Source organism: Arthrobacter parietis (assembly GCF_039530425.1).
GTDB lineage: Bacteria > Actinomycetota > Actinomycetes > Actinomycetales > Micrococcaceae > Arthrobacter_D > Arthrobacter_D parietis.
This window is the reverse complement of sequence record NZ_BAAAON010000001.1, coordinates 442,515-462,879: the sequence shown is the minus strand read 5'-3', so window position 1 is coordinate 462,879 and position 20,365 is coordinate 442,515. Positions and strand designations below refer to the sequence as shown.

Here is a 20,365-nt window from a genome sequence, read left to right as displayed (position 1 = left end):
AGCATGGAAGGCTCCGGCCCAATAGGCTTGCTCCGTGTCGATCATTGCCGCAGTACCCCACGCCCCGCGCAGCGATGACCAGAGTCTGCTCGACCGTCTTGCAGCGGACCTGACCGCGGCGAACTACACGGTCGACGGCGTGGCAGACCTCGTGGGCACTGATGCCTACGCCTCGCTGGAGCGGGACCAAACGGTTCCCGCTCTCCTGGCCGCACGCGCCGCCCAGCGCAGCGAAGGGGAGGACAGCGCCGGAAGACCGGACAGCACAGAAAGCCGGCTTGCCGCCGTCGTACTGGTTTTCCTGCTCGGCGAGGCGCTGCCCACGGCCGTCCTGGACGGCGCACTTCCGTCAATTGGTGCGGGCGGGTTGCGCTCGCTGGGACTGGTTGAAGAGTACGACGGCGGTCTCCGCGCCCTGATCGACCTGCGCCCCTACTCGTCAGACACCGGAGGCGGAATCTGGGTAGCCTCGGACCTCGGCTCCCACGTCCGGCCCGGGGTCCTGCGGACCGACCATGTGCTCGGGATCGGCCGGGCGTCGCTGACGCTCGCCCAGTTCGCAACACGCGCGCCGGTCGAACGCGCGCTGGACCTCGGCACCGGCTGTGGAATTCAGACCTTCCATCTCCTGGCGCACGCGGAGCACGTCACAGCGACTGACGTCTCGGAACGTGCGCTCGCAGTCACGCGATTCAACTTGCTGCTCAACGCTGCGGCACTGGGGATCGATCCGGAAAACCTGGAGGCCCGGGTTTCGCTTCGGCGGGGCAGTCTGCTGGAGCCGGTGAGCGGCGAGACGTTCGACCAGGTGGTATCCAACCCGCCGTTTGTCATTACACCGCGCCACTCCGGCGAAACCAGGGATGAGCAATTCACTTACCGGGACGGCGGCCTCGCTGGTGACGACATCGTCTCCTCCCTGATCCGCGACCTTCCATCCGTTCTGATCCCGGGCGGATCGGCGCAGCTCCTGGGAAACTGGGAGATCCCGGACGGTTTCACCTGGCAGAGCCGGTTAGCGGGATGGCTGCCGGAAACCGCAGACGCCTGGATTGTTCAGCGGGAACAGCTCACGCCCACCCATTACGCCGAGACGTGGCTGCGCGATGCTGCCGAGAACCGGAACCCGACCCGCTTCGCCGACCGCTTCAGCGACTACCTCGCCGACTTCGCCTCCCGTTCCGTCGAGCACATCGGCTTTGGCATGGTGTGGCTGCGGAACGCCGGAGGACCGGCGACGCTGCGCCGGTTCGAGGAAATCACTTACGAGCTCGAACAGCCCATCGGACCGCATCTCGTCGCAGCGGTTGAACGGCATGACTGGCTCGGAAACTGCCGCGACCTGGCCGACGAGCACCTGCTCGTCGCCGGGGACGTCACGGAAGAGCGGCACCAGCGTCCGGGCGCTGAGCATCCCGGGGTGATCCTGCTGCGGCAGGGCGCGGGCTTCAGACGCACCACGCTGCTCAGCACGGAGCTGGCCGGTTTCGTGTCAGCGTGCGACGGCGACCTCACCGCCGGCCAGATCATCGGCGCCCTTGCGTCGCTGTTGGACCGCGACGACGACGCCTTCGCTGCTGCACTGCTGGACGAGGTGCGCAACCTGGTTGCGGACGGCTTCCTCGTCCCCGAACCGGTGTCTCCAGCCAAGCCGTTACCCTAGTGCAGGTAGGCGTACCGCATACTGAGAAGGGCAGGACGCCCACCAATTCGAATATTGAGCTCAGAATGAGCGGTTGTTCTGCTGTTTAAGAAGCACCTGTATCGAGGAGTGAAGTGCCAGCTAAGGCAACGGACAAAAAGCCCGGCAAGAAGCTCGTCATCGTCGAGTCTCCAACCAAGGTCAAGACGATCGCCGGCTACCTCGGCGAGGGCTTCGAAGTCGCCGCATCGATGGGACACATCCGGGATCTGCCCCAACCATCGGACCTGCCCGCGGAGCTGAAGAAGAGCTCGCTCGGCAAGTTTGCGGTGGACCTCGAGAAGGACTTCGAGCCGTACTACGTAGTATCGGCAGACAAGAAGAAGCGCGTCGCCGAGTTGAAGGCGGCTCTGAAGGACGCCACCGAGCTGTACCTCGCAACTGACGGTGACAGGGAAGGCGAGGCTATCGCCTGGCACCTGCTCGAGGTACTGAAGCCGAAGGTCCCCGTGTACCGGCTCACCTTTCCGGAAATCACGCGTGAGGCCATCCAGCGTGCCATGGAGGAGCTGCGCGATCTCGACATTCCAATGGTTGATGCCCAGGAAACGCGTCGAATTCTTGACCGGCTCTATGGCTATGAAATCTCCCCGGTGCTGTGGCGCAAGGTTGCGCGCGGCTTGTCTGCTGGGCGCGTTCAATCGGTAGTCACCCGTCTGGTGGTCGAGCGTGAACGTGAGCGTATGGCATTCCGTGCGGCGTCGTACTGGGATCTCACGGGTACGTTCTCGCCGGAAGACACTTCGAAGGGCGAGTCCTTCAGCGCGAAACTCATCTCCGTGGACGGCACCCGGGTTGCCACAGGCAAGGACTTCAGTGACCTCGGTCAACTGAAGTCGCAGAACGTCACTGTGTTGAACGAGGCAGCCGCTACCGCCCTTGTCGAAGGGCTTGAGCAGGCCGCATTCGAGGTTCGCTCGGTTGACACCAAGCCGTACACGCGCCGCCCCGCCGCGCCCTTCACCACCTCGACGCTGCAGCAGGAAGCCGCACGCAAGCTTCGCTACTCATCACGGGTCACCATGCAGGTTGCCCAGCGCCTGTACGAGAACGGTTACATCACCTATATGCGTACGGACTCTGCGGCGCTGAGCGATCAGGCGATCAACGCCGCGCGACGGCAGGCCTCGGAGCTTTACGGTCCCGAGTTCGTGCCTGATGCTCGCCGCGTCTACAAGGGAAAGTCCAAGAGTGCGCAGGAAGCCCACGAGGCCATCCGTCCGGCCGGTGACTCCTTCCGCACACCCGCCCAGGTGGCCAAGGAACTGCACGGTGACGAGTTCAAACTCTATGAGCTGATCTGGAAGCGCACCGTCGCTTCCCAGATGGCGGATGCAAAGGGTTCGACGGCGTCGGTACGCCTGGGGGCCCATACGCCCGATGGCAAGGACGCGGAATTCTCGGCCTCCGGTACCGTCATCACCTTCCGCGGCTTCATGGCCGCCTATGAGGAGGGCAGGGACGCTTCTCGGGACGAGGATGACGCAACAGGCGGGACCGATCAGTCCGGACAGGGCGGCCGGTTGCCGAACCTCACCACGGGCGATGCCCTCGGCGCCGAAGCTATCCAGCCCATCGGTCACGAAACCTCCCCGCCGCCGCGCTACACAGAAGCGTCGCTGGTGAAATTGATGGAGGAACGCGGTATTGGCAGACCCTCCACCTATGCGGCAACAATTTCCACCATCATGGACCGCGGATACGTCCGAACGCGCGGACAGGCGTTGGTGCCGAGCTGGATCGCGTTCTCCGTGGTCCGCCTGCTCGAGGAGCACTTCCACGACTATGTGGATTATGACTTCACTGCTGCACTGGAGGAAGACCTCGACCGCATCGCGCGTGGCGAGGAGAGCCGCGTCCAGTGGCTCAACTCCTTTTACTACGGGGACCGCAAGGACACCGGGCTAAGCACGATCGTGAACGACCTCGGGGAAATCGATGCACGCCGCATCAACTCGGTCGAAATTGCCGAGGGCATCATCCTGCGCGTGGGCAAGTTCGGCCCGTACCTGGAGAAGCCATTGCCCGCTGATGCGCCCGAGGGCACCGAGCCGCAGCGGGCCAACGTGCCCGAGGACCTCGCTCCGGATGAGCTGACGGCGGAGAAGGCCGTTGAGCTGATGAACACTCCAGCGTCCGAGGAACGCGTCCTTGGCACGGACCCCGAAACCGGGCGCACCATCGTGGCGCGTGACGGTCGCTACGGCCCCTACGTAATCGAGCTCATTCCCGAGCCCACTGCCGAGGACCTGGCCAACCAGCCGGTGGAATACTACAAGAACGGCAAGCCCAAGCCACCCAAGAAGCCCGTCAAGGTGAAGCCGCGCACCGGATCGCTCTTCAAGTCGATGACCGTTGAGACGGTCACTCTTGAGGAAGCGCTGAAGCTGATGAATCTTCCCCGCGTCCTCGGTAAGGATGCTGAAGGTCATGAGGTCACCGTCCAGAACGGACGCTTCGGGCCCTATCTGAAAAAGGGTTCGGACTCCCGGTCGATCGGTTCGGAAGAGGAAATCTTCACGATCACGCTGGAGCAGGCGCTTGAAATCTACTCCCAGCCGAAGCAGCGCGGCGGGCGCACTGCGACGCCGCCGCTGGCCGAATTCGGCGATGATCCCGTGTCGGAGAAGCCCATTGTCGTCAAGGAAGGCCGGTTCGGCCCGTACATTACGGACGGCGTCACGAACATCACCGTGCCGAGGTCCACTGCCATCGAGGAGCTGACCCGGGAAACTGCTGTGGCGTTGCTGGCAGAGAAGCGGGCAAAGGGACCGGCGCCGCGCAAGTCCGGCGGCCGCGCACCCGCGAAGCGCAAGGCCACCGCACGCAAGTAGTTCCAATCTCCGACGCCGGCTCGGCTGACGGTTGAGCCGGCGGAACCGGCGCGCGACATAATGGGGGTATGCGGCTAGGCGTCCTCGATATCGGGTCCAATACAGTGCATCTACTTCTCGTGGATGCTCATCCGGGGGCGCGGCCCGTGCCCTATGCATCCCACAAACGTCCGCTCCAGTTGGTGAGCTACCTCGACGCAGAGGGACTGATCAGCGACGAAGGGCAAGCGGAACTGGTCGGTTTCATTCGCGAGGCTCGTGCGTTTGCAACCGATCATCGCGCAGAGGATTTTCTCGCGTTCTGCACCTCGGCCATCCGCGAGTCGGGGAACGGCGAGGACGTGCTTCGTCGCGTTGAGGCGGAGACCTCCGTGGTCCTGCAGGAGCTTTCCGGTGACCAGGAAGCGGCCATGACCTTCCAGGCGGTGCGGCGCTGGTATGGCTGGAGTACTGGGTCGCTCCTCAACCTGGACATCGGCGGGGGTTCATTTGAAATGGCGATGGGCCGCGACGAACTTCCTGAAGTTGCCCGCTCGGTCCCACTTGGTGCGGGGCGCCTTACACGTGAGTGGCTGCCCGGTGACCCGCCTGCGCCCCTCGACGTCAAAAATCTGCGCAGGCACATCCGGCAGACCCTCAAGGAACCGGCGGCCAGCTTCGCCCGTCTCGGTACACCGCATCTGGTTGCCGGGACGTCGAAAACCTTTCGATCCCTGGCCCGCATCGCCGGGGCTGCGCCGTCGGCGGCCGGACCCTTTGTTCGCCGTACCCTGCGTCTGCAGGATCTTGCACTGTGGGCGAAGCGTCTGGAAGCAATGTCAGCGGCGGACCGGACAAACCTGGACGGGGTGTCCGAGCTGCGGGCCCGACAGGTTCTTGCCGGTGCGCTTGTGGCTGAGGCAGCGTTTGAAATCTTCAATGTGTCCGAGATGGATATCTGCCCCTGGGCGCTGAGGGAAGGCCTGATCCTCCGCCGCTTCGACACTCTCATGTTTGAAGCGGATGAACCCATGCCCTCTGTTGGGGTTGGCCATGTGCGTTTGGGGACCCATTGAGCGCAAGTACATTAACGCGGGGCCGGTCGAGTGAGCAAAAAAGTGTGCCGGTGAGCCGCAGCGTGATTGGGGGAAACACTGCTGCGGCTCACCGGCACAGACCGAGCCAGGGAGAGCCCGGTCTCATCACTCGCACCTTTATGAGGTAATAACGACTGTACTGCTATTTCTGGATATTCAGCCCCATGCAGGCTGTGAGGATGCTGGGAATCACTTCCTCATGACACGATGGGCCGATGGCTATCAACATCCCACAGCACATTTCCTTTCTAGGCTGCGGCTCCATGAATGGCGCAATTCTGGCGGGCTTGCTTGCCGCCGGGCTTTCTCCGGCGCAGGTGACCGCCACTGTACGAAATCCTGAGAAGGCGGCCGATCTCTCCCGAAGGAACGGCGTGTCCGTTCTGTCATCAGTGAAGGACCCGGATGCCAACCGCACAGCGGCGGCCAAGGCCGACGTCGTACTGCTGGGGGTGAAGCCAGTTGGCATCCTTGACCTGGCACGGGAAATCTCACCGGCACTGAAGCCGGGCACGGTGGTGATCAGTGTTGCCGCTGCTATCTCCCTCGCCATGCTTGAGGCGGCTTTGCCGGAGGGCCAGCCGGTCATCAGGAGCATGCCCAACACGCCGTCGAGTCTTGGTCGCGGCGTGCTGTCCATTTCCGCCGGCACCAGCGCGACGCCCGAGCTCATGGAGCAGGCGCGCACCGTCCTGGGAGCCGCGGGCACCGTCGTCGAGATCCCGGAAGCGCAGGTCGATGCCCTTTCTGCGGTGAGCGGCTCCGGGCCGGCGTACGCGTTCTACCTTGCCGAGGCAATGGCGGCCGCCGGGGTCAAGCTCGGCCTCGATGAGGAACTCGCGAAGCTGCTCGCTACCGAGACCGTGGCCGGTGCCGGATTCATGCTTGCGGAGGAGGGTGCTGACGCAACGGCACTACGCACGGCAGTGACCAGCCCGAACGGAACAACGGAGCGCGCGATTGCCACCTTCGATGAGCAGGGCCTGCCGGATATCGTGGCTGCGGGCGCCCGGGCGGCAGCTGAGCGTGCCGCTGCCATCACCCGTGAACTCGGCGGTTGATCGTTCAGCGGTAGCCGGACGGGCGGTAGGCAGGCACTCAGGGGCGGGCGGCGAAGCGCTCGAGGAGGTCCACGTGTCCCGAGACGATCAGCATGTCGCGGCTGGTCACTTTAGTTTCCGGCCGGGCGTAGGTGAAGTCCTCACCGGGTGACTTCACACCGACCACAGTGATCCCGTACTTTGAGCGCACCGCCGATTCGCCAAGGGTGAAGCCCTGCGTTTCTTTCGGCGGGTACATCTTCACGATGGCAAAGCCGTCGTCGAACTCGATGAAGTCGAGCATCCGCCCGCCCACGAGGTGAGCGGCCCGCTGCCCGGCGTCGGCTTCGGGGTAGATCACGTGATTGGCGCCGATGCGCTTCAGTATCTTGCCGTGTGAGGGTGTGATGGCCTTGACCCAGAGGTTGTCAATATTGAGGTCCACCAGATTGGCGGTGATGAGGACGCTTGCCTCAATGGAGGTTCCCACACCGACGACGGCGGCGGGAAACTCCTGTGCGCCGAGCTGGCGAAGCGCGTCGATATTGGTGGCGTCGGCCTCCACCACGTGGGTTAGTGTGCCCGACCACTTCTGAACCAGTTGCTGGTCCTTCTCGATCGCAAGGACCTCACGGCCCTGCTTCACCAACTGTTCCGCCGTGGCTGAGCCGAATCGTCCCAGCCCGATCACGAGTACGGGCGCATTGTGTGCTGGTCTGTCAGCCAATGATCGGCCTCTCTTCGGGGTAGTGGTAGAGCGTGCTGCGCTGCCGCAGGGCAAGCGCAGAAGCAACGGTAATCGTTCCGAGGCGTCCGGCGAACATGAGGGCCGAGAGCACGTACTTTCCTTCCGGTGGAAGTTCGGCGCTGAGGTTGGTGCTGAGCCCGCAGGTTGCGAAAGCAGAAATGACCTCGAAGAGGACCCGGTTCAGCTCCTCTCCGGAGATCCACAGGATCAGGCCCGTGCCGATGAGCACGATCGTTGCGCCGGTGAAGATGACAGAGATGGCCACCCTCATGGCGCCCTGCGGAATCTTCCGTCCGTAAGCGCTGACGTCCGAGTCGCCGCGGGCTTCGGCGAGGATCGCGAGGAACATGACGGCGATGGTTGTGACCTTGATGCCGCCAGCCGTGGAGGCCGACCCGCCTCCGGCAAACATGAGGGCGTCAGTCAGGAGCATCGTTGTCGGCTCCATCTGTCCCTGATCGACCAGGTTGAAGCCGCCGGAGCGGGTCATAATCGAGGCAAAGAGCGCGTTGATCACCTTGTCGCTGCCGCTCAGGTCGCCGATGGTTCGGCTATTGGACCATTCCATCAGCCCCCACAGCACCATCCCGGCGAACACGAGGATGAGGGACACGTTGATGGTGAGCTTGGTGTGCAGGCTCCACTTCCGGACGTGGTGGCGGAACTGGACGAGGATGAGGATGACCGGGAATCCGAGGCTTCCGACGAACACACCGATCATCAGCGGAATGAGGATCCAGAGATCGGTTTCGTAGGGCACCAGGCCGTCCGAGTGCGGAGTGAATCCGGCGTTGTTGAAAGCCGAGATGGCGTAGAAGAATCCGTGCCAGACTGCTAGCCAGAACGGTTCGCCGAGGATTATGAAGCGCGGGATCAGGGCCAGCGCAAGCACCAGTTCCACCACGACGGAGGTGGTGATGACGATTCGCAGCAGTGTGCCCACTTCACCGAGGCGGCTGGCGTTGTTCAATGCGGATTGCGCGAGTAACTTGCCGCGGACGCCGAGCCGCTTGCTGACCACCAGTGCCAGGAGCGAGGCGAGGGTGAGGGTTCCGAGCCCGCCGACGAAGATGCCGATGAGGATGATCAACTGACCGAAGAACGACCAGTGGGCTGCCGTGGACACCACAGTCAGTCCCACTACGCACACTGCGGAGACCGCTGTAAACATGGCGTCGTGCAGGGGAGTGACTTCGCCGGTGCTGCTGGCGAACGGGAGGCTGAGTAATCCGGTGAAAATGAGGACAACCAGGGCAAAGACCAACAGCGCAACGCGTGCCGGTGAACTGTTTACTACGCTGTCGATGAAGTCGCGTGCCCGGCCAAGCAGCTGCAGATGAACCTGGTCTTCCCCTCCTAACCAGGAGGGGTGTGTTCGTGCCATGCTTGCTGATCCGCTCCGTTTCTCCTGCTGAGTCCTTCGAGTAGTAAATCACTTCCACTCCTGCGCCGTGGGCAGGACGGGTCCGGATCGCGTAGCCTGCTTGAGTGGCCAGTAGCTCCGTTCCCGCCGTTGCAACGAGAGTGGTGTGGGACGAATCCATGCTCGCGTACAACTTCGGTGCCCATCACCCCATGAATCCGCAGCGGCTTGAGCTGACTGCCCGACTCATTCGCGAGCTGGGTTTGTTCGACCTTCCGCAGGTTTCCGTGGAGGTTCCGGATGTGGCCGATGAAGCCAGTCTACGGACGGTCCATGACGCCTCGTATGTGCAAGCCGTCAAGGCGGCGGACGAGGATCCCGAGGCCTGCGATGGCACATCGGGGTTTGGAACTGACGACACTCCTGCCTTCGCCGGAATGCATTCCGCCAGTGCCCGATTGGTTGGCGGTTCTCTTGCTGCAGCTGATGCAGTCCTGTCCGGCACCGTTCAGCATGCCGTGAACTTCGGCGGGGGAATGCATCATGCCGGCCGGGCCCGGGCAAGCGGGTTCTGCATTTACAACGATGCCGCTGCAGCGGTCCAACGGCTGCTGGATGCCGGTGTGAAACGCGTGCTCTATATCGACGTCGATGCTCATCATGGAGATGGGACCCAGGAGATTTTCTGGGATGACAAACGCGTCATGACCATCTCGCTTCACGAGACCGGCATGAGCCTTTTTCCGGGAACGGGATTCCCAAACGAGATCGGCGGTGCGTCGGCTTCCGGGTACGCGGTCAATGTCGCGCTGCCCACTACCACCGGGGATTCCGGATTCCTGCGGGCGTTCCATGCCGTTGTGCCGCAGCTGGCCGCCGCATTCGCGCCTGAGGTGATCGTCAGTCAGCACGGTTGCGACGGTCACGTGGACGATCCCCTCACCAACCTGCGCATCACCGTCGATGCCCAGCATGCCGCAGCGGTAGCGGTTCGTGATCTCGCCTCGCAGCACTGTGACGGCCGTTGGATCGCGACCGGTGGCGGCGGGTACAACATCACTTCGGTTGTGCCGCGCTCGTGGACCCTCCTTACGGCGGTGGCAGCCGGTGCCGACATCACACTGACGACGCCGGTACCCGCCCCGTGGCGGACGTATGTCGCCGAGCGCTTTGGTCGCGAAGCACCTTCCTTAATGGGTGATGGCTCTGACACCTGGTGGCAGTCGTGGGAAGCCGGGTTTGACCCAAACGAGAATTTGGACCGGTCGATCATGGCAACACGCAAAGCCGTATTTCCGCTTCACGGGCTGGATCCCTGGTTCGATTGACCTGGTTCGATTGACCCTCTGGATGGTGTTGGCTGACGCACGGCTGCTGCCAGCAACCCCTGTGGGAAACCGAGGGATGCCGCTTTCGACATATACGGATATGGTAATGGGATGGTCATGGATGATGTGTTCGGGGTCATCGCCGAAGCCACCCGCCGCCAGATTCTGGGCTCATTGCGGGACGGGGACAAAGCGGTGGGTGAGTTGGTGCTAGAGCTTGAAGTGAGCCAGCCCACGGTTTCGAAGCACCTCAAAGTTCTGCGGGAAGCAGGGCTTGTCACCATGCGGGCGCAGGGCCAGAAGCGCTTTTATTCACTCGAGCCGGAGCCATTGCTCACCGTTGCCTCCTGGCTTGCCGAGTTCCAGTTGCCCGCTCAGAAGGTCAACTCCTCGCTCCCGCCAGCCGTCCTGGAACCGGAACTCGATGCGCTGGTCTCAGTAGGGCCGGGCGTTACTCCCATCGATGGCGCTCAACCGTTCGGGCGGACCGTCGGCAGAGCTGCCGAACGCGCTGCCGACCTTCTGTCCCAGTTTCCGAAGCTGCGCCGCCGCAAGGAGTAGCCGCCGTGGGTGCTCCGTGCCCACGGCCTTCTGCTTACCTGCTGACTGTTCAGGGCGCGGGGATTTGGGCTCGCCGGCACTAGTCGTTTCAGCTGTCCCTGCTGCCTGAGACGTCCGGCTAAGTGCGCGCGATTTGTTCAGCAGAGTGTCCAGTAGTGGTTGCGTTGGGGTTGTTGGTGTGGGTCGAGGTGTGGGGGTGGGATGAACCAGGGGAGGCGGTCCCGTATCTGGATGGTCCATTCGTTTTGATGGATCAGATGGTGGTGGTGGCTGCACAGAAGTATTCCGTTGTCGGTGCTGGTGGTTCCGCCGTGTGACCAGGGTTGGATGTGGTGGGCTTCGGTCCAGTGGGCAGGCATGGTGCAGGTGGGGAAGGCGCAGCCTTGGTCTCGGGCGATGAGGGCTTTGCGTTGTTTGGCTGTGAAGAGCCGTTGTGTGCGGCCGAGGTCGAGGATTTCGCCTTGTCCGCCGAGGACGACCGGGATGATGTCGGCGTCGCAGGCGATTTTGCGGGCTGTGCGGGCGTTGACGGGCCCGGTGTAGGCGAGCGAAGCGCCGCCGGCTGAGGAGAAAGAGGCGTCGGTCGACGGTCCGGTGGCGGATGGGCCAGCAGAAGTGCCGGTGAACGTACCGGTGGCGGGGGAAAACACTCCGGTGCGGGTTTCGAGGTCGCCGAGGAGTGTTTGGTAGTCGATGGTCACGAGTACCTGCGGCCGCTGCCCGCCGGTGGCGGGTAGCTTGTCGGTGGCCAAGGCTATCTGGCAGGCTCCGACGAGTCCGTCCAGGAGCAGCTGTGCCCGTGTCCTGGTCTCGGCGGGTGCTTCGGACTGTTCGCCGCCCGCTTCGCCGTTGGTGCTGCTGTCGCTGGTGTGGCCGTCGCCACCCGCTCCGCCGCTGGTGCTGGCGTCGCTTCCGCTGTCTCCGGGGTTGGTGGTTCGGGGGTTGGTGGCGGTGTTCATGATGGTGGTGAGGTATTCGTATTGTTCATCGGTGGCGGCGATGTCGAGTAGGTGGAGGCCGCGTTTTTTGCCGCGGAGGAATACGCCTTGGCGGGCGGTGAGTTCCTTCTCGCTCGGTTCCGGTCCGTCGGGGTCCAGGTGCGCTTCGACGCGGCCGATGAGTTTGGTGAGGAAATCGGGATCGAAGCGGGTGGCGCTGGCGGTGAGTTGGGCTTCGATCGTGTTGAGCACGGCTGGTTCGGTGGTGAACTGTGCGCGGTCCAGTGCGCTGTTGATCATGGTGGCTGCTTTGCCGGACACCACTCCGGCTGAGACCGCCGCTGCGAGGTGTGCACAGGCGGCGGGTAGGGGTTCTCCGGTGAGTGTGGTGCGGGGGATGAGTTTCGCGCCGAGGCGGAGCCGGCGGTTGGCTTCGCTTCTGCTGATCCGTAGCCGGTCCTGCAGGTATCCGGCGGTGCACCGGTAGGCCGAACGCCCACCGGACTGACCGGACAAACCGAACGCGAAACCGACACCACCACCGGTGGGGGTCCCGTTGTCGGTCGTGGTGTTGTTGGTGTCGGTGGGCTTGCCGCCCGCTGCGGCGCTGCTGCGATCCACTGCCGTTGCCGCAACGAGCTGAAGGTACTCGACCGTCCGGGACAGATCCTCGATCCCGGTCAAATGCTCGGCGACGTTGATCCTGTCCCATTCCCGCGAACTCGGCCACCAAACGCGAGGTGTACGCGGCAAGGAGCTGCTTCAGCTCGCTGATCGAAGGTTCGGAGCAACCGGCCGGATCATCGAATCCGAAGGCTGGGAGAGCGCGCAGCCGTTCGCCGGGGAGGGCGTCGAGTGCGGCTGTCAGGCTCATACTTCATTCTATTAGAAGATATCTTCGAAAGAAAGGGGATGTGGGAAACTTTCAGCGTTGGAGAACTTTCAGCGTCAGCCGTCACATACCGATACCAAAGTTCACAATTCAGATGGCGCCGTCTAACCTCGTTTCATGACAACCCGTTGGTATGCGTATTTTGCGTTGGCTCTGGAGGAGCCTGCGGCCTGACACGCTGACCAACACCTTCAGAGCCAATAGGGCAGGACACGTTTCCTGCCCTTCGTCGTTTCCACGGCGGGTTCTGTAGGACAGCCCCGCCGGAGAACCACCTTCGAAAGCCGGGACCATGAAAACCCTTACTTCAGCCTCTTCCAATCTCAATGTCCGCAGCATTGATCCGCTGCCCACGCCCGCCGCAGTTCTCGCTGAACTTCCTGTCAGTTCCGAGGTTGCAGCATCAATCCGCCGCTCGCGCGAAGAAATCCGGGCAGTCCTCAATGGCGTGGATGATCGCCTGCTCGTCATCGTCGGTCCCTGCTCAATCCATGACCCCGACGCCGGTATCGAGTACGCGCGCATGCTGGCTGACGCCGCGCAAATGCACCGCGAAGATTTGCTGGTGGTTATGCGGGCATACTTCGAAAAGCCCCGCACCACGGTGGGTTGGAAAGGGTTGATCAATGACCCGCACCTGGATGGGAGCCATGATATTGCCGCCGGCCTGCGAACGGCCCGTAGGTTCCTTCAAGAGGTTGCCGCCCTGGGACTTCCACTTGGCACCGAGTTCCTCGAGCCGATCAGCCCCCAATACATTGCGGACCTGATCAGCTGGGGTGCAATCGGCGCCCGGACCACCGAGAGCCAGATCCACCGCCAGCTGTCCTCCGGCCTGTCCATGCCCGTGGGGTTCAAGAACGGAACCGACGGTGGCGTCAGGGTGGCACTCGACGCCTGCGCTGCCGCAGGTGCACCGCAGACCTTCCTGGGGGTCGATGAGGGCGGACGCGCAGCCCTCGTCTCGACCACCGGAAACCCGGACACCCATTTGATCCTTCGCGGCGGATCCGACGGCCCGAACTACAGCCCCGCCCACATTGCGCACGCCTCTGCCGCGCTTGCTGCGGCAGGTCAGAACCAGTGCCTCATCGTGGATGCCAGCCATGCGAATAGTGGCAAGGACCATCGGCGGCAGGCGGACGTCGCCCGGGAACTTGCGGATGCAATATCCGGTTCCGGCACCATAGCCGGCGTCATGCTGGAAAGTTTCCTCGTAGAGGGCGCGCAGAAACTTGATGTGACAGCTGGAGGCAGACTTGCCTACGGCCAGAGCGTGACCGACGCCTGCATGGGCTGGGGTGTTACGGCATCGGTGCTTGGCGATCTCGCGAGAGGTTCGCGCCGGCGTCGTCAGGGTGGCGTTTCGTGACCTTGGCGTGCTTTCACTTTGGTCACAGGAACCACTAGAGTATCTCCCTAGACGGATAATCCTCAGGTCTCAAGGCGACACGCCGTCCGGCGTTCCATCAAGTGCGGTGGGCGCGCCTCTCAGGGTTAGCTCCAGAGAAAAGGACAGTGGTGAGATGGCGAGCGGCAGCAACTTCTCCGACGTGCGCTTCCTGACAGTTGCGGAAGTTGCCGAAGTGATGCGGGTATCGAAGATGACCGTATACCGGCTGGTGCACTCAGGGGACATGCCGGCGGTTCAGTTCGGGCGTTCCTACCGGGTGCCCGAATCCGCTGTGCAACAGTATCTGCGCTCCGCATCCGTGGAGGGTGAGTCGGGTACAGGCTAGGGTCGCGGATGGTGCCGGTCAGGGAGACCGGTCTGAGCGGGTACTCTGTTAAGAAGCGTTTTGCGTAGACGGTCGTATGTGCGGCCGCATGATGTACGTCACCGCGATGTGCGTCTTTTGTCAGATTCGAACGCCCCTGCCGCAGTTCATGCGGTAGAGGTTGTCCGGAACCGGAATGAATAGTTTGTGAGGACTCTATGGGTTCAGTAATCAAGAAGCGCCGCAAGCGGATGGCGAAGAAGAAGCACCGCAAACTGCTTCGCAAGACCCGCCACCAGCGCCGCAACAAGAAGTAGCATCGCATCCGGTCCGCCAGTGAGGCGGACCGGTTTTGCATTTAAGGACTAGCCTCTCATGCGGGTGAAGCCGCGCCACAGGCCGTAGATGGCACCGGCTCCCGTTGCTGCCTTGAGCCCCAATGTTGCCGCACGGCGGCCGCTTCGAAAATCATAGATTGGCCAGTTGGAGTCACGGGCGTGCTTGCGAAGGCGATGGTCAGGGTTGATAGCGATCGGGTGGCCAACAATGCTGAGCAGTGGCACATCGTTGTAGGAATCGCTGTACGCCCAGCAGCGGGACAGGTCCAGGCCCTCTTTCCGGGCAAGTTCGTTGACGGCCGTGGCCTTTGCCGGCCCGTGGAGGAACTCACCCACGAGCTTGCCTGTGTAGAAGCCCTCAGAGACCTCTCCCACAGTGCCGAGTGCACCCGTGAGCCCAAGCCGGTTGGCGATCACGCTGGCCACTTCGACGGGAGTGCCCGTGACCAACCAGACGCGGCGCCCGTTGCGGAGGTGCTGTTCCGCGAGGGCACGCGCTCCCGGCCAGATCTTCGACGCGATCATTTCGTCATAGACTTCTTCGCCAAGGGCCAGCACATCTTCATGCGCAATGCCGATAGCGAAGGCAAGAGCGGCATCACGGACAGCATGGATGTCGGTCATGTTCTCGCCGCGCATCACGAAGCGCAGCTGTTTCCAGGCCAGCCCTGCGGCAAAACGGAGCGTGAAAGCGCGCCGCTGGTACATCTTGCGCGCCACATGGAAGAGACTGGCGCCGCGCATCATCGTGTTGTCGACGTCGAAAAATGCTGCTTCCCCGGCCGGTCCGCCCAGCGGAGAAGATTCGGCAGGCACAGTCTCCGTGGAAGACCCGGGCTCGACTGCGGGTCGGAGGCTGGCTGCGGACATAGCACGAGTCTAATCACTGGTTGGCGTTCAGCGTGTCCGCGGACACCCACAGCAACCAGCCGATTTTTCACGCTTCGAGGGCGTTCCGTAATGGCGACCTGCACGGAGCCCGCGGCCAGTAAGCTTGTGGACCATGACTCAGCAGACCCAACCGCCTGTCGCGGAATGGAGCACGGGCCTCGTGTTGGTGACGAGGCCGGACTGCCACCTCTGTCACGCCGCCCGGGAGATAGTGAGCCGCGTGGCTGCCGAACTGGGCGTGCTTTGGCGGGAAGAGTCGATTGCCGATCACGCCGATCTGCTGGAACGATTCTCGGAAGAGGTGCCGGTTCTGCTTCTCGACGGGGTCCAGCGGGACTTCTGGACAATCGACGAAGCGCGCCTGCGCAGGCTACTCACCTGAGCCGTTGTGCTCAGCGCCCTCCTGACTTTGAGGGCTTCCACCAGGGACCTAAAGTGGGACTATCCCGCCGTCATCCTCCGGCGGGCGGGCGGAGCAGTTCAGGCCGCCGGCGAACAAATAACGGAGAGATGAACCAGTGACCATGTCGGAGCTTCCCGGATTACGGTCCGCCGCGAGCGATCAGCAGGGCAGGCAAATTCCGCCTGCATCGCTCGCCCGCCTGACCATTTATCTGCGCGCCCTCAACTCCCTTCTGGCGGAGGGGATTGAACGAGTGTCTTCGGAGGAACTGGCAGACGCGGCGGGCGTGAATTCGCCCATGCTCCGCAAGGACCTCTCCTACCTGGGTTCCTACGGCACGCGGGGTGTCGGCTACGACGTCCAGTACCTGAACAGCCAGATCTCCACAGCCCTGGGACTGACCCAGGACTGGCGGGTGGCCATCGTCGGAGCCGGAAACCTCGGGCGTGCGCTCGCCGGGTACTCGGGGTTCCAGTCGCGGGGCTTCGAGGTGGTCGCGCTGTTCGACGCAGATCAGATGATCGTCGGTACGGAGGTCGGCTGGCTGCGCGTCAGCCCAGTGGAGGATCTGACAACCGTGCTTCACAGGACGCGCGCCAATATGGCTGTTCTCGCGGTACCAGCGGGCGTTGCACAGCAGTTGTGCGATGAACTTGTTGCGGCCGGGGTGACAAGCATCCTAAGTTTCGCGCCGGTAGTGCTGCAGGTTCCTGACCGGGTGCAGCTGCGCAAGGTGGACATGGCCACGGAGCTGCAGATCCTCGCTTACCACGCACAGCGGGCGCAGGATCCGGATCTTGATGCCGGTTCCAGCGCCCGCGCGGCCCAGTAGGGCCGGTCCAGCAAGCTTCTGCGCGCTAGTGCGTGATTTGCTGCCGCTTGAAGTAGGCGTTGGACGGCTTGAGCCAGCACAGCACAACTCCGGCGACGCCAAGCAGCACCACGAGCACGTTCAGCGCGATGGAGAATCCGCTTGGCTGCAGGCTTTCCCCACCCAGCTGCGCCTGGACTTCAGCGTTGCCCTGCAGCGCGGCGAGCGTCACCCAACTCATGATCATGAGCAGAACCGAAATACCCGCAAGAACAGTGGCGGTTATGCGTGCCCAGTTGTGTCCCTTGCGGATGAAGACGGCCAGCAGGACGTATACGCCGGTGGTAAGGATGCCGACAACGATCCCGATGCCGACACCGATTGCAGCCGCTCCCGCCGGCCCACCCGTGGTGCCTGATCCCATCAGGGTGGTGATGAAGTTGAGAACCCCAGCGGCGATGATCAGCCAAAAAGCCAGATTGACTTCCTTGGGGAGGGGCGGCCGCGCCTGTTCCGGCATGCGGGCTGCACTCGGGTAGGCATACCCTGCGGGCTGGGCCGACTGGTAGGAGTATGGAGATGCAGGTTTCTGCGGTTCGGGGGAGAGGCCCGCACCGGAGTTCTGTGTTGGTCCGGGCTCATTGGGATTGAGTGACTCAGTTCCGGAGAGCTGGTGCGGATCGCGTTCTGAAGGATCGTGTGATGGCGTACTCATGCGCTCAGCGTACCGCCGTCAAGCTTTCGCCGTCGGGCTTTCAGGACAGAAGAAACGAGGGGGCGTGCCGGAAAGCCGGCACGCCCCCTCGAAGGGATTCGTGAGCAAAGAGCCTAGTTGGCCGAGGGTGCCACGAAAGCGGCGTCAAGGTTGATGGTCACCTTGTCGCCCACCAAAACACCGCCGGCCTCAAGAGCTGCGTTCCAGGTCAGGCCGAATTCCTTGCGGGAAATGACCGTCTGGCCGGAGAATCCAGCGCGGGTGGCACCGAAGGGGTCAACAGCAACACCGTTGAACTCGGTATCGATGGCAACTTCCTTGGTGATCCCGCGGATGGTCAGGTCGCCGATCAGCTTGTAGGTCTCGCCGGCGCCTTCGACCCGCTTGGACACGAAAGTTATCTCGGGGAACTGCTCAGCGTCGAAGAAGTCGCCGCCGCGAACGTGGGCGTCGCGGTTCTCATCGTTCGAGTTGAAGGATTCGGTCTTGATGGTTGCGGTGACCTGCGAATCCTCGAGTGAGGATCCAACCTGCAGCGTGGCGTCGACGGTGTCGAAGTTCCCGCGTACCTTGCTGATCCCGGCGTGGCGGACGCTGAAGCCCACTTCGCTGTGCGAGCCGTCGAAGTTCCAGGTGCCCTGAGTGAGTCCGGTGGGGATAGCCATGATGTTTCTCCTGATCTGTCGTGCTTTGGGTTGGTGTGCGGCCGAGGCGACCGAACGAGCGTGTACCTCTAATAAACATGCATTTGCATCTTTTATTCCATCAATTGCTTCAATGTTCAAATATTTTTCTCTACCGCCTCTTCCGACAGCCAGTCGCCGGCCGATTTAGCCCTCTGGCGCGAGGGATGCGAAACTTGATGACATGCCCTCAGCCACCGTTCACCTCGTGCGCCACGGCGAAGTCCACAACCCGGACGGGATCCTCTATGGCCGCCTGCCCGAGTTCCATCTGTCAGAGCTCGGTCGTGAGATGGCCGAGCGGGTTGCGGGCTACTTTGCGGAGCGCAGGAACGACGGCGCCGACATCGTGCATCTCGTCGCCTCACCCCTCACGCGCGCACAGGAGACCGCTGAACCGACAGCTCGTGAGCTCGGCCTCACCGTTGTAACCGATGAGCGCATCATCGAGGCGGAGAACCGGTTCGAGGGGATGGCGCAGGTCGCCCAGCAGATCAAGCACCCCCGGCACTGGAAGTCCCTGCGAAACCCGTTCACTCCATCCTGGGGTGAGCCGTACAGTGCCCAGGTTGAGCGCGTCATGTCCGCTGTCCATGATGCGCGGCGCGCGGCGTTGGAAGCTTCCGGCGGCAAGGACGCCGAGGCGATCATGGTCAGCCATCAGCTGCCCATCTGGGTTGCGCGGCTGGCAGCCGAGAACCGGCGGTTGTGGCATGATCCGCGCCAGCGTAAATGCACGTTGAGCTCCGTAACCTCCCTCTATTTCGACGGCGACCAGCTCACTGGCGTGCGGTATGAGGAGCCCTGTGCTGATCTATTGCCGCGCGCGAAGAACATCCCGGGAGCGTAATACAATTACTACACGTTGTAGAACTCGTGGAAGCCGTTGTGACTCAAACTGAAGCCGCCCCGCGCCGCCGGCCAGGCCGCGCACTGATGTGCCTTGCCGCGTCGGCGATTGCCGCCGTCGTTGTCCTTTCTGGCTGTGCTGCACAGGACCCGCTGGCCCAGCAAGCGGCCGAGGGCAGCAACAAGAATTACATTGCCGGCGATGGTTCCGTCACCGAGTACGCCGCTGCCGAACGCGGTGAACCCGTCCAGATCGAGGGGACCCTCTACAACGGCGAAACTGTTTCCTCATCCGCGTGGCCAGGAGAGGTGACGGTACTGAACTTCTGGTACGCAGCGTGCGCACCCTGCCGGGAAGAGGCTCCGGACCTCGTTGCGCTGCATGAGGAGTACCAGTCGGAGGATGTGCAGTTCTACGGCGTCAACATCAGGGACAGCAAGGAGAACGCCGAGGCCTTCGAGCGCAACTTCGGCATTCCCTACCCCAGCTTCAACGATTCCGACGGCGGGGTCCTCCTGGCGATGACCAGCCACGTCCCGCCGCAGGCTGTGCCGACAACTCTCGTGCTTGACAAGGAGGGCCGCGTTTCGGCCCGCATACTGGGCCTGGCCGACAAGGGAACCCTCAGCGCACTCATTGACTCCGCGCTGGCCGAGTAGTGGCTGTGTCCGCTTCCCTCCCACTCGGTGCCGCTATGGCCCTCGCGCCGGCCGGGAATGCCTTTGCCGATACGGTCCTGAACGGTTCAATGCTCCTTGCTCTGCCAGTGGCGCTGCTCGCAGGCCTGGTGTCCTTCGTATCACCGTGTGTGCTGCCCCTGGTGCCCGGGTACCTCGGCTACGTCAGCGGACTCACCGGTGTGGATCTGGAGCAGCAGAAGCGTGGACGGATGGTCGCGGGAATCGGGCTGTTCGTCGTCGGGTTCTCCGCAGTGTTCATGGCGTACGGAGCGCTTTTCGGTCAGCTGGGAGCCTGGCTGGCAGGCTCGCAGGAGTGGCTGATCCGGATCTTCGGGCTCGTGGTGATTGTGCTCGGCATCGTCTTCATGGGCGGGTTGTCCTGGTTCCAACAGGACCGGAAGCTCCACGCCCGCGTACCGAGCGGCCTCTGGGGTGCGCCGCTGCTGGGCCTCACCTTCGGTCTTGGCTGGGCGCCCTGCATCGGGCCCACGCTCTCAGCCGTGCAACTGCTGGCTTTCTCCAACGACGGCGCCAGTGCCGCCAAAGGCGCGCTCCTCACCTTCGTGTACTGCCTGGGCCTGGGACTGCCCTTCCTGCTGATCGCGCTCGGACTGCGGCGGGGGATGGGAGCCATGAAATTCTTCCGACGCCACCGGCTGCTGCTGCAGCGAACCGGCGGCGGAATGTTGATACTGGTCGGCGTGCTCATGGCGTCCGGTGTCTGGAACCTGTGGATCAACGAGCTTCAGCAGTGGCTCGGCGGCGTGACGTTACCGATCTGAACAACTGATGGC

At 63.0% G+C, this 20,365-nt stretch carries 20 protein-coding genes; 14 read left to right on the top strand and 6 right to left on the bottom strand.

Annotated elements, in window-relative coordinates; genetic code table 11:
• Positions 1-34 precede the first annotated feature (34 nt).
• The 4 genes from ABFX19_RS02180 (at position 35) to proC (ending at position 6,673) form a co-directional block, all read left to right on the top strand.
• The gene (locus tag ABFX19_RS02180; RefSeq protein ID WP_346027307.1) at positions 35-1,663 is read left to right on the top strand and encodes a DUF7059 domain-containing protein; all 1,629 of its coding nucleotides are present in this window, start codon (positions 35-37) and stop codon (positions 1,661-1,663) included.
• A gap of 113 nt (positions 1,664-1,776) precedes the next feature.
• On the top strand, positions 1,777-4,536 hold the full coding sequence (gene topA, locus ABFX19_RS02175; protein WP_346027306.1) for a type I DNA topoisomerase: 2,760 nt from the start codon (positions 1,777-1,779) through the stop codon (positions 4,534-4,536).
• A gap of 68 nt (positions 4,537-4,604) precedes the next feature.
• Positions 4,605-5,591 carry a Ppx/GppA phosphatase family protein gene (locus ABFX19_RS02170; RefSeq protein WP_277357741.1) on the top strand — a complete coding sequence of 329 codons (987 nt, stop codon included), beginning with the start codon at positions 4,605-4,607 and terminating at the stop codon, positions 5,589-5,591.
• A gap of 248 nt (positions 5,592-5,839) precedes the next feature.
• Entirely contained in the window at positions 5,840-6,673 is an 834-nt protein-coding gene (gene proC / locus ABFX19_RS02165; RefSeq protein WP_346028022.1) for a pyrroline-5-carboxylate reductase, read from the top strand.
• Positions 6,674-6,710: 37 nt separating this feature from the next.
• On the opposite strand, the gene ABFX19_RS02160 is transcribed toward proC, so the two are convergent.
• Positions 6,711-7,379, bottom strand: coding sequence for a potassium channel family protein (locus ABFX19_RS02160; protein ID WP_056543507.1), 669 nt, complete (start codon positions 7,377-7,379; stop codon positions 6,711-6,713).
• A complete protein-coding gene (locus ABFX19_RS02155) occupies positions 7,372-8,784 on the bottom strand; it encodes a TrkH family potassium uptake protein (protein ID WP_277357740.1) in 1,413 nt (470 codons plus the stop codon). The genes ABFX19_RS02160 and ABFX19_RS02155 overlap by 8 nt, the downstream gene beginning before the upstream one ends.
• Positions 8,785-8,942: 158 nt before the next feature.
• On the opposite strand from ABFX19_RS02155, the gene ABFX19_RS02150 reads away from it, so the two are divergent.
• Together ABFX19_RS02150 and ABFX19_RS02145 are read left to right on the top strand one after the other, a co-directional pair.
• Positions 8,943-10,091: an acetoin utilization protein AcuC gene (locus tag ABFX19_RS02150; RefSeq protein WP_346028021.1), complete on the top strand. Its 1,149-nt coding sequence runs from the start codon at positions 8,943-8,945 to the stop codon at positions 10,089-10,091.
• Positions 10,092-10,202: 111 nt separating this feature from the next.
• Positions 10,203-10,652: an ArsR/SmtB family transcription factor gene (locus tag ABFX19_RS02145; protein ID WP_346027305.1), complete on the top strand. Its 450-nt coding sequence runs from the start codon at positions 10,203-10,205 to the stop codon at positions 10,650-10,652.
• A 137-nt stretch (positions 10,653-10,789) separates the two neighbouring features.
• Here ABFX19_RS02145 and ABFX19_RS02140 read toward each other — a convergent pair whose 3' ends face one another.
• Positions 10,790-12,343, bottom strand: coding sequence for an HNH endonuclease signature motif containing protein (locus ABFX19_RS02140; RefSeq protein ID WP_346027304.1), 1,554 nt, complete (start codon positions 12,341-12,343; stop codon positions 10,790-10,792).
• Between the two features lie 431 nt (positions 12,344-12,774).
• On the opposite strand from ABFX19_RS02140, the gene ABFX19_RS02135 reads away from it, so the two are divergent.
• The 3 genes from ABFX19_RS02135 to ABFX19_RS02125 all read left to right on the top strand — a co-directional run bounded on the left by ABFX19_RS02135 (position 12,775) and on the right by ABFX19_RS02125 (position 14,517).
• A complete protein-coding gene (locus ABFX19_RS02135; RefSeq protein ID WP_346027303.1) occupies positions 12,775-13,854 on the top strand; it encodes a 3-deoxy-7-phosphoheptulonate synthase in 1,080 nt (359 codons plus the stop codon).
• Positions 13,855-14,008: 154 nt separating this feature from the next.
• Positions 14,009-14,221, top strand: a complete 213-nt coding sequence (locus tag ABFX19_RS02130) for a helix-turn-helix domain-containing protein (RefSeq protein ID WP_056543520.1) — start codon at positions 14,009-14,011, stop codon at positions 14,219-14,221.
• 197 nt (positions 14,222-14,418) lie between these two features.
• The gene (locus tag ABFX19_RS02125; protein WP_003792170.1) at positions 14,419-14,517 is read left to right on the top strand and encodes a 30S ribosomal protein bS22; all 99 of its coding nucleotides are present in this window, start codon (positions 14,419-14,421) and stop codon (positions 14,515-14,517) included.
• Between the two features lie 48 nt (positions 14,518-14,565).
• On the opposite strand, the gene ABFX19_RS02120 is transcribed toward ABFX19_RS02125, so the two are convergent.
• The gene (locus tag ABFX19_RS02120; protein ID WP_346027302.1) at positions 14,566-15,408 is read right to left on the bottom strand and encodes an HAD family hydrolase; all 843 of its coding nucleotides are present in this window, start codon (positions 15,406-15,408) and stop codon (positions 14,566-14,568) included.
• 133 nt (positions 15,409-15,541) lie between these two features.
• Between ABFX19_RS02120 and ABFX19_RS02115 the strand changes: the two genes are divergently transcribed.
• On the top strand, positions 15,542-15,811 hold the full coding sequence (locus ABFX19_RS02115; protein ID WP_346027301.1) for a glutaredoxin family protein: 270 nt from the start codon (positions 15,542-15,544) through the stop codon (positions 15,809-15,811).
• A 142-nt stretch (positions 15,812-15,953) separates the two neighbouring features.
• Positions 15,954-16,664: a redox-sensing transcriptional repressor Rex gene (locus ABFX19_RS02110; protein ID WP_346027300.1), complete on the top strand. Its 711-nt coding sequence runs from the start codon at positions 15,954-15,956 to the stop codon at positions 16,662-16,664.
• A 25-nt stretch (positions 16,665-16,689) separates the two neighbouring features.
• Here the strand turns inward: ABFX19_RS02110 and ABFX19_RS02105 are convergent, their stop codons facing one another.
• Both ABFX19_RS02105 and ABFX19_RS02100 read right to left on the bottom strand, forming a co-directional pair.
• Entirely contained in the window at positions 16,690-17,358 is a 669-nt protein-coding gene (locus ABFX19_RS02105; protein WP_277357735.1) for a hypothetical protein, read from the bottom strand.
• 113 nt (positions 17,359-17,471) lie between these two features.
• A complete protein-coding gene (locus ABFX19_RS02100) occupies positions 17,472-18,023 on the bottom strand; it encodes a YceI family protein (protein ID WP_346027299.1) in 552 nt (183 codons plus the stop codon).
• Between the two features lie 202 nt (positions 18,024-18,225).
• Here ABFX19_RS02100 and ABFX19_RS02095 point away from each other — a divergent pair, with 202 nt between their 5' ends.
• The 3 genes from ABFX19_RS02095 to ABFX19_RS02085 all read left to right on the top strand — a co-directional run bounded on the left by ABFX19_RS02095 (position 18,226) and on the right by ABFX19_RS02085 (position 20,353).
• Positions 18,226-18,891: a histidine phosphatase family protein gene (locus tag ABFX19_RS02095; RefSeq protein WP_277357733.1), complete on the top strand. Its 666-nt coding sequence runs from the start codon at positions 18,226-18,228 to the stop codon at positions 18,889-18,891.
• A gap of 86 nt (positions 18,892-18,977) precedes the next feature.
• Complete coding sequence (locus ABFX19_RS02090; RefSeq protein ID WP_346028020.1) at positions 18,978-19,550, top strand: TlpA family protein disulfide reductase; 573 nt, start codon at positions 18,978-18,980, stop codon at positions 19,548-19,550.
• Positions 19,551-19,585: 35 nt separating this feature from the next.
• Positions 19,586-20,353 (top strand): cytochrome c biogenesis CcdA family protein, encoded by a 768-nt coding sequence (locus ABFX19_RS02085; RefSeq protein WP_346028019.1) that lies wholly within the window; start codon positions 19,586-19,588, stop codon positions 20,351-20,353.
• The last annotated feature ends 12 nt before the right edge of the window (positions 20,354-20,365 follow it).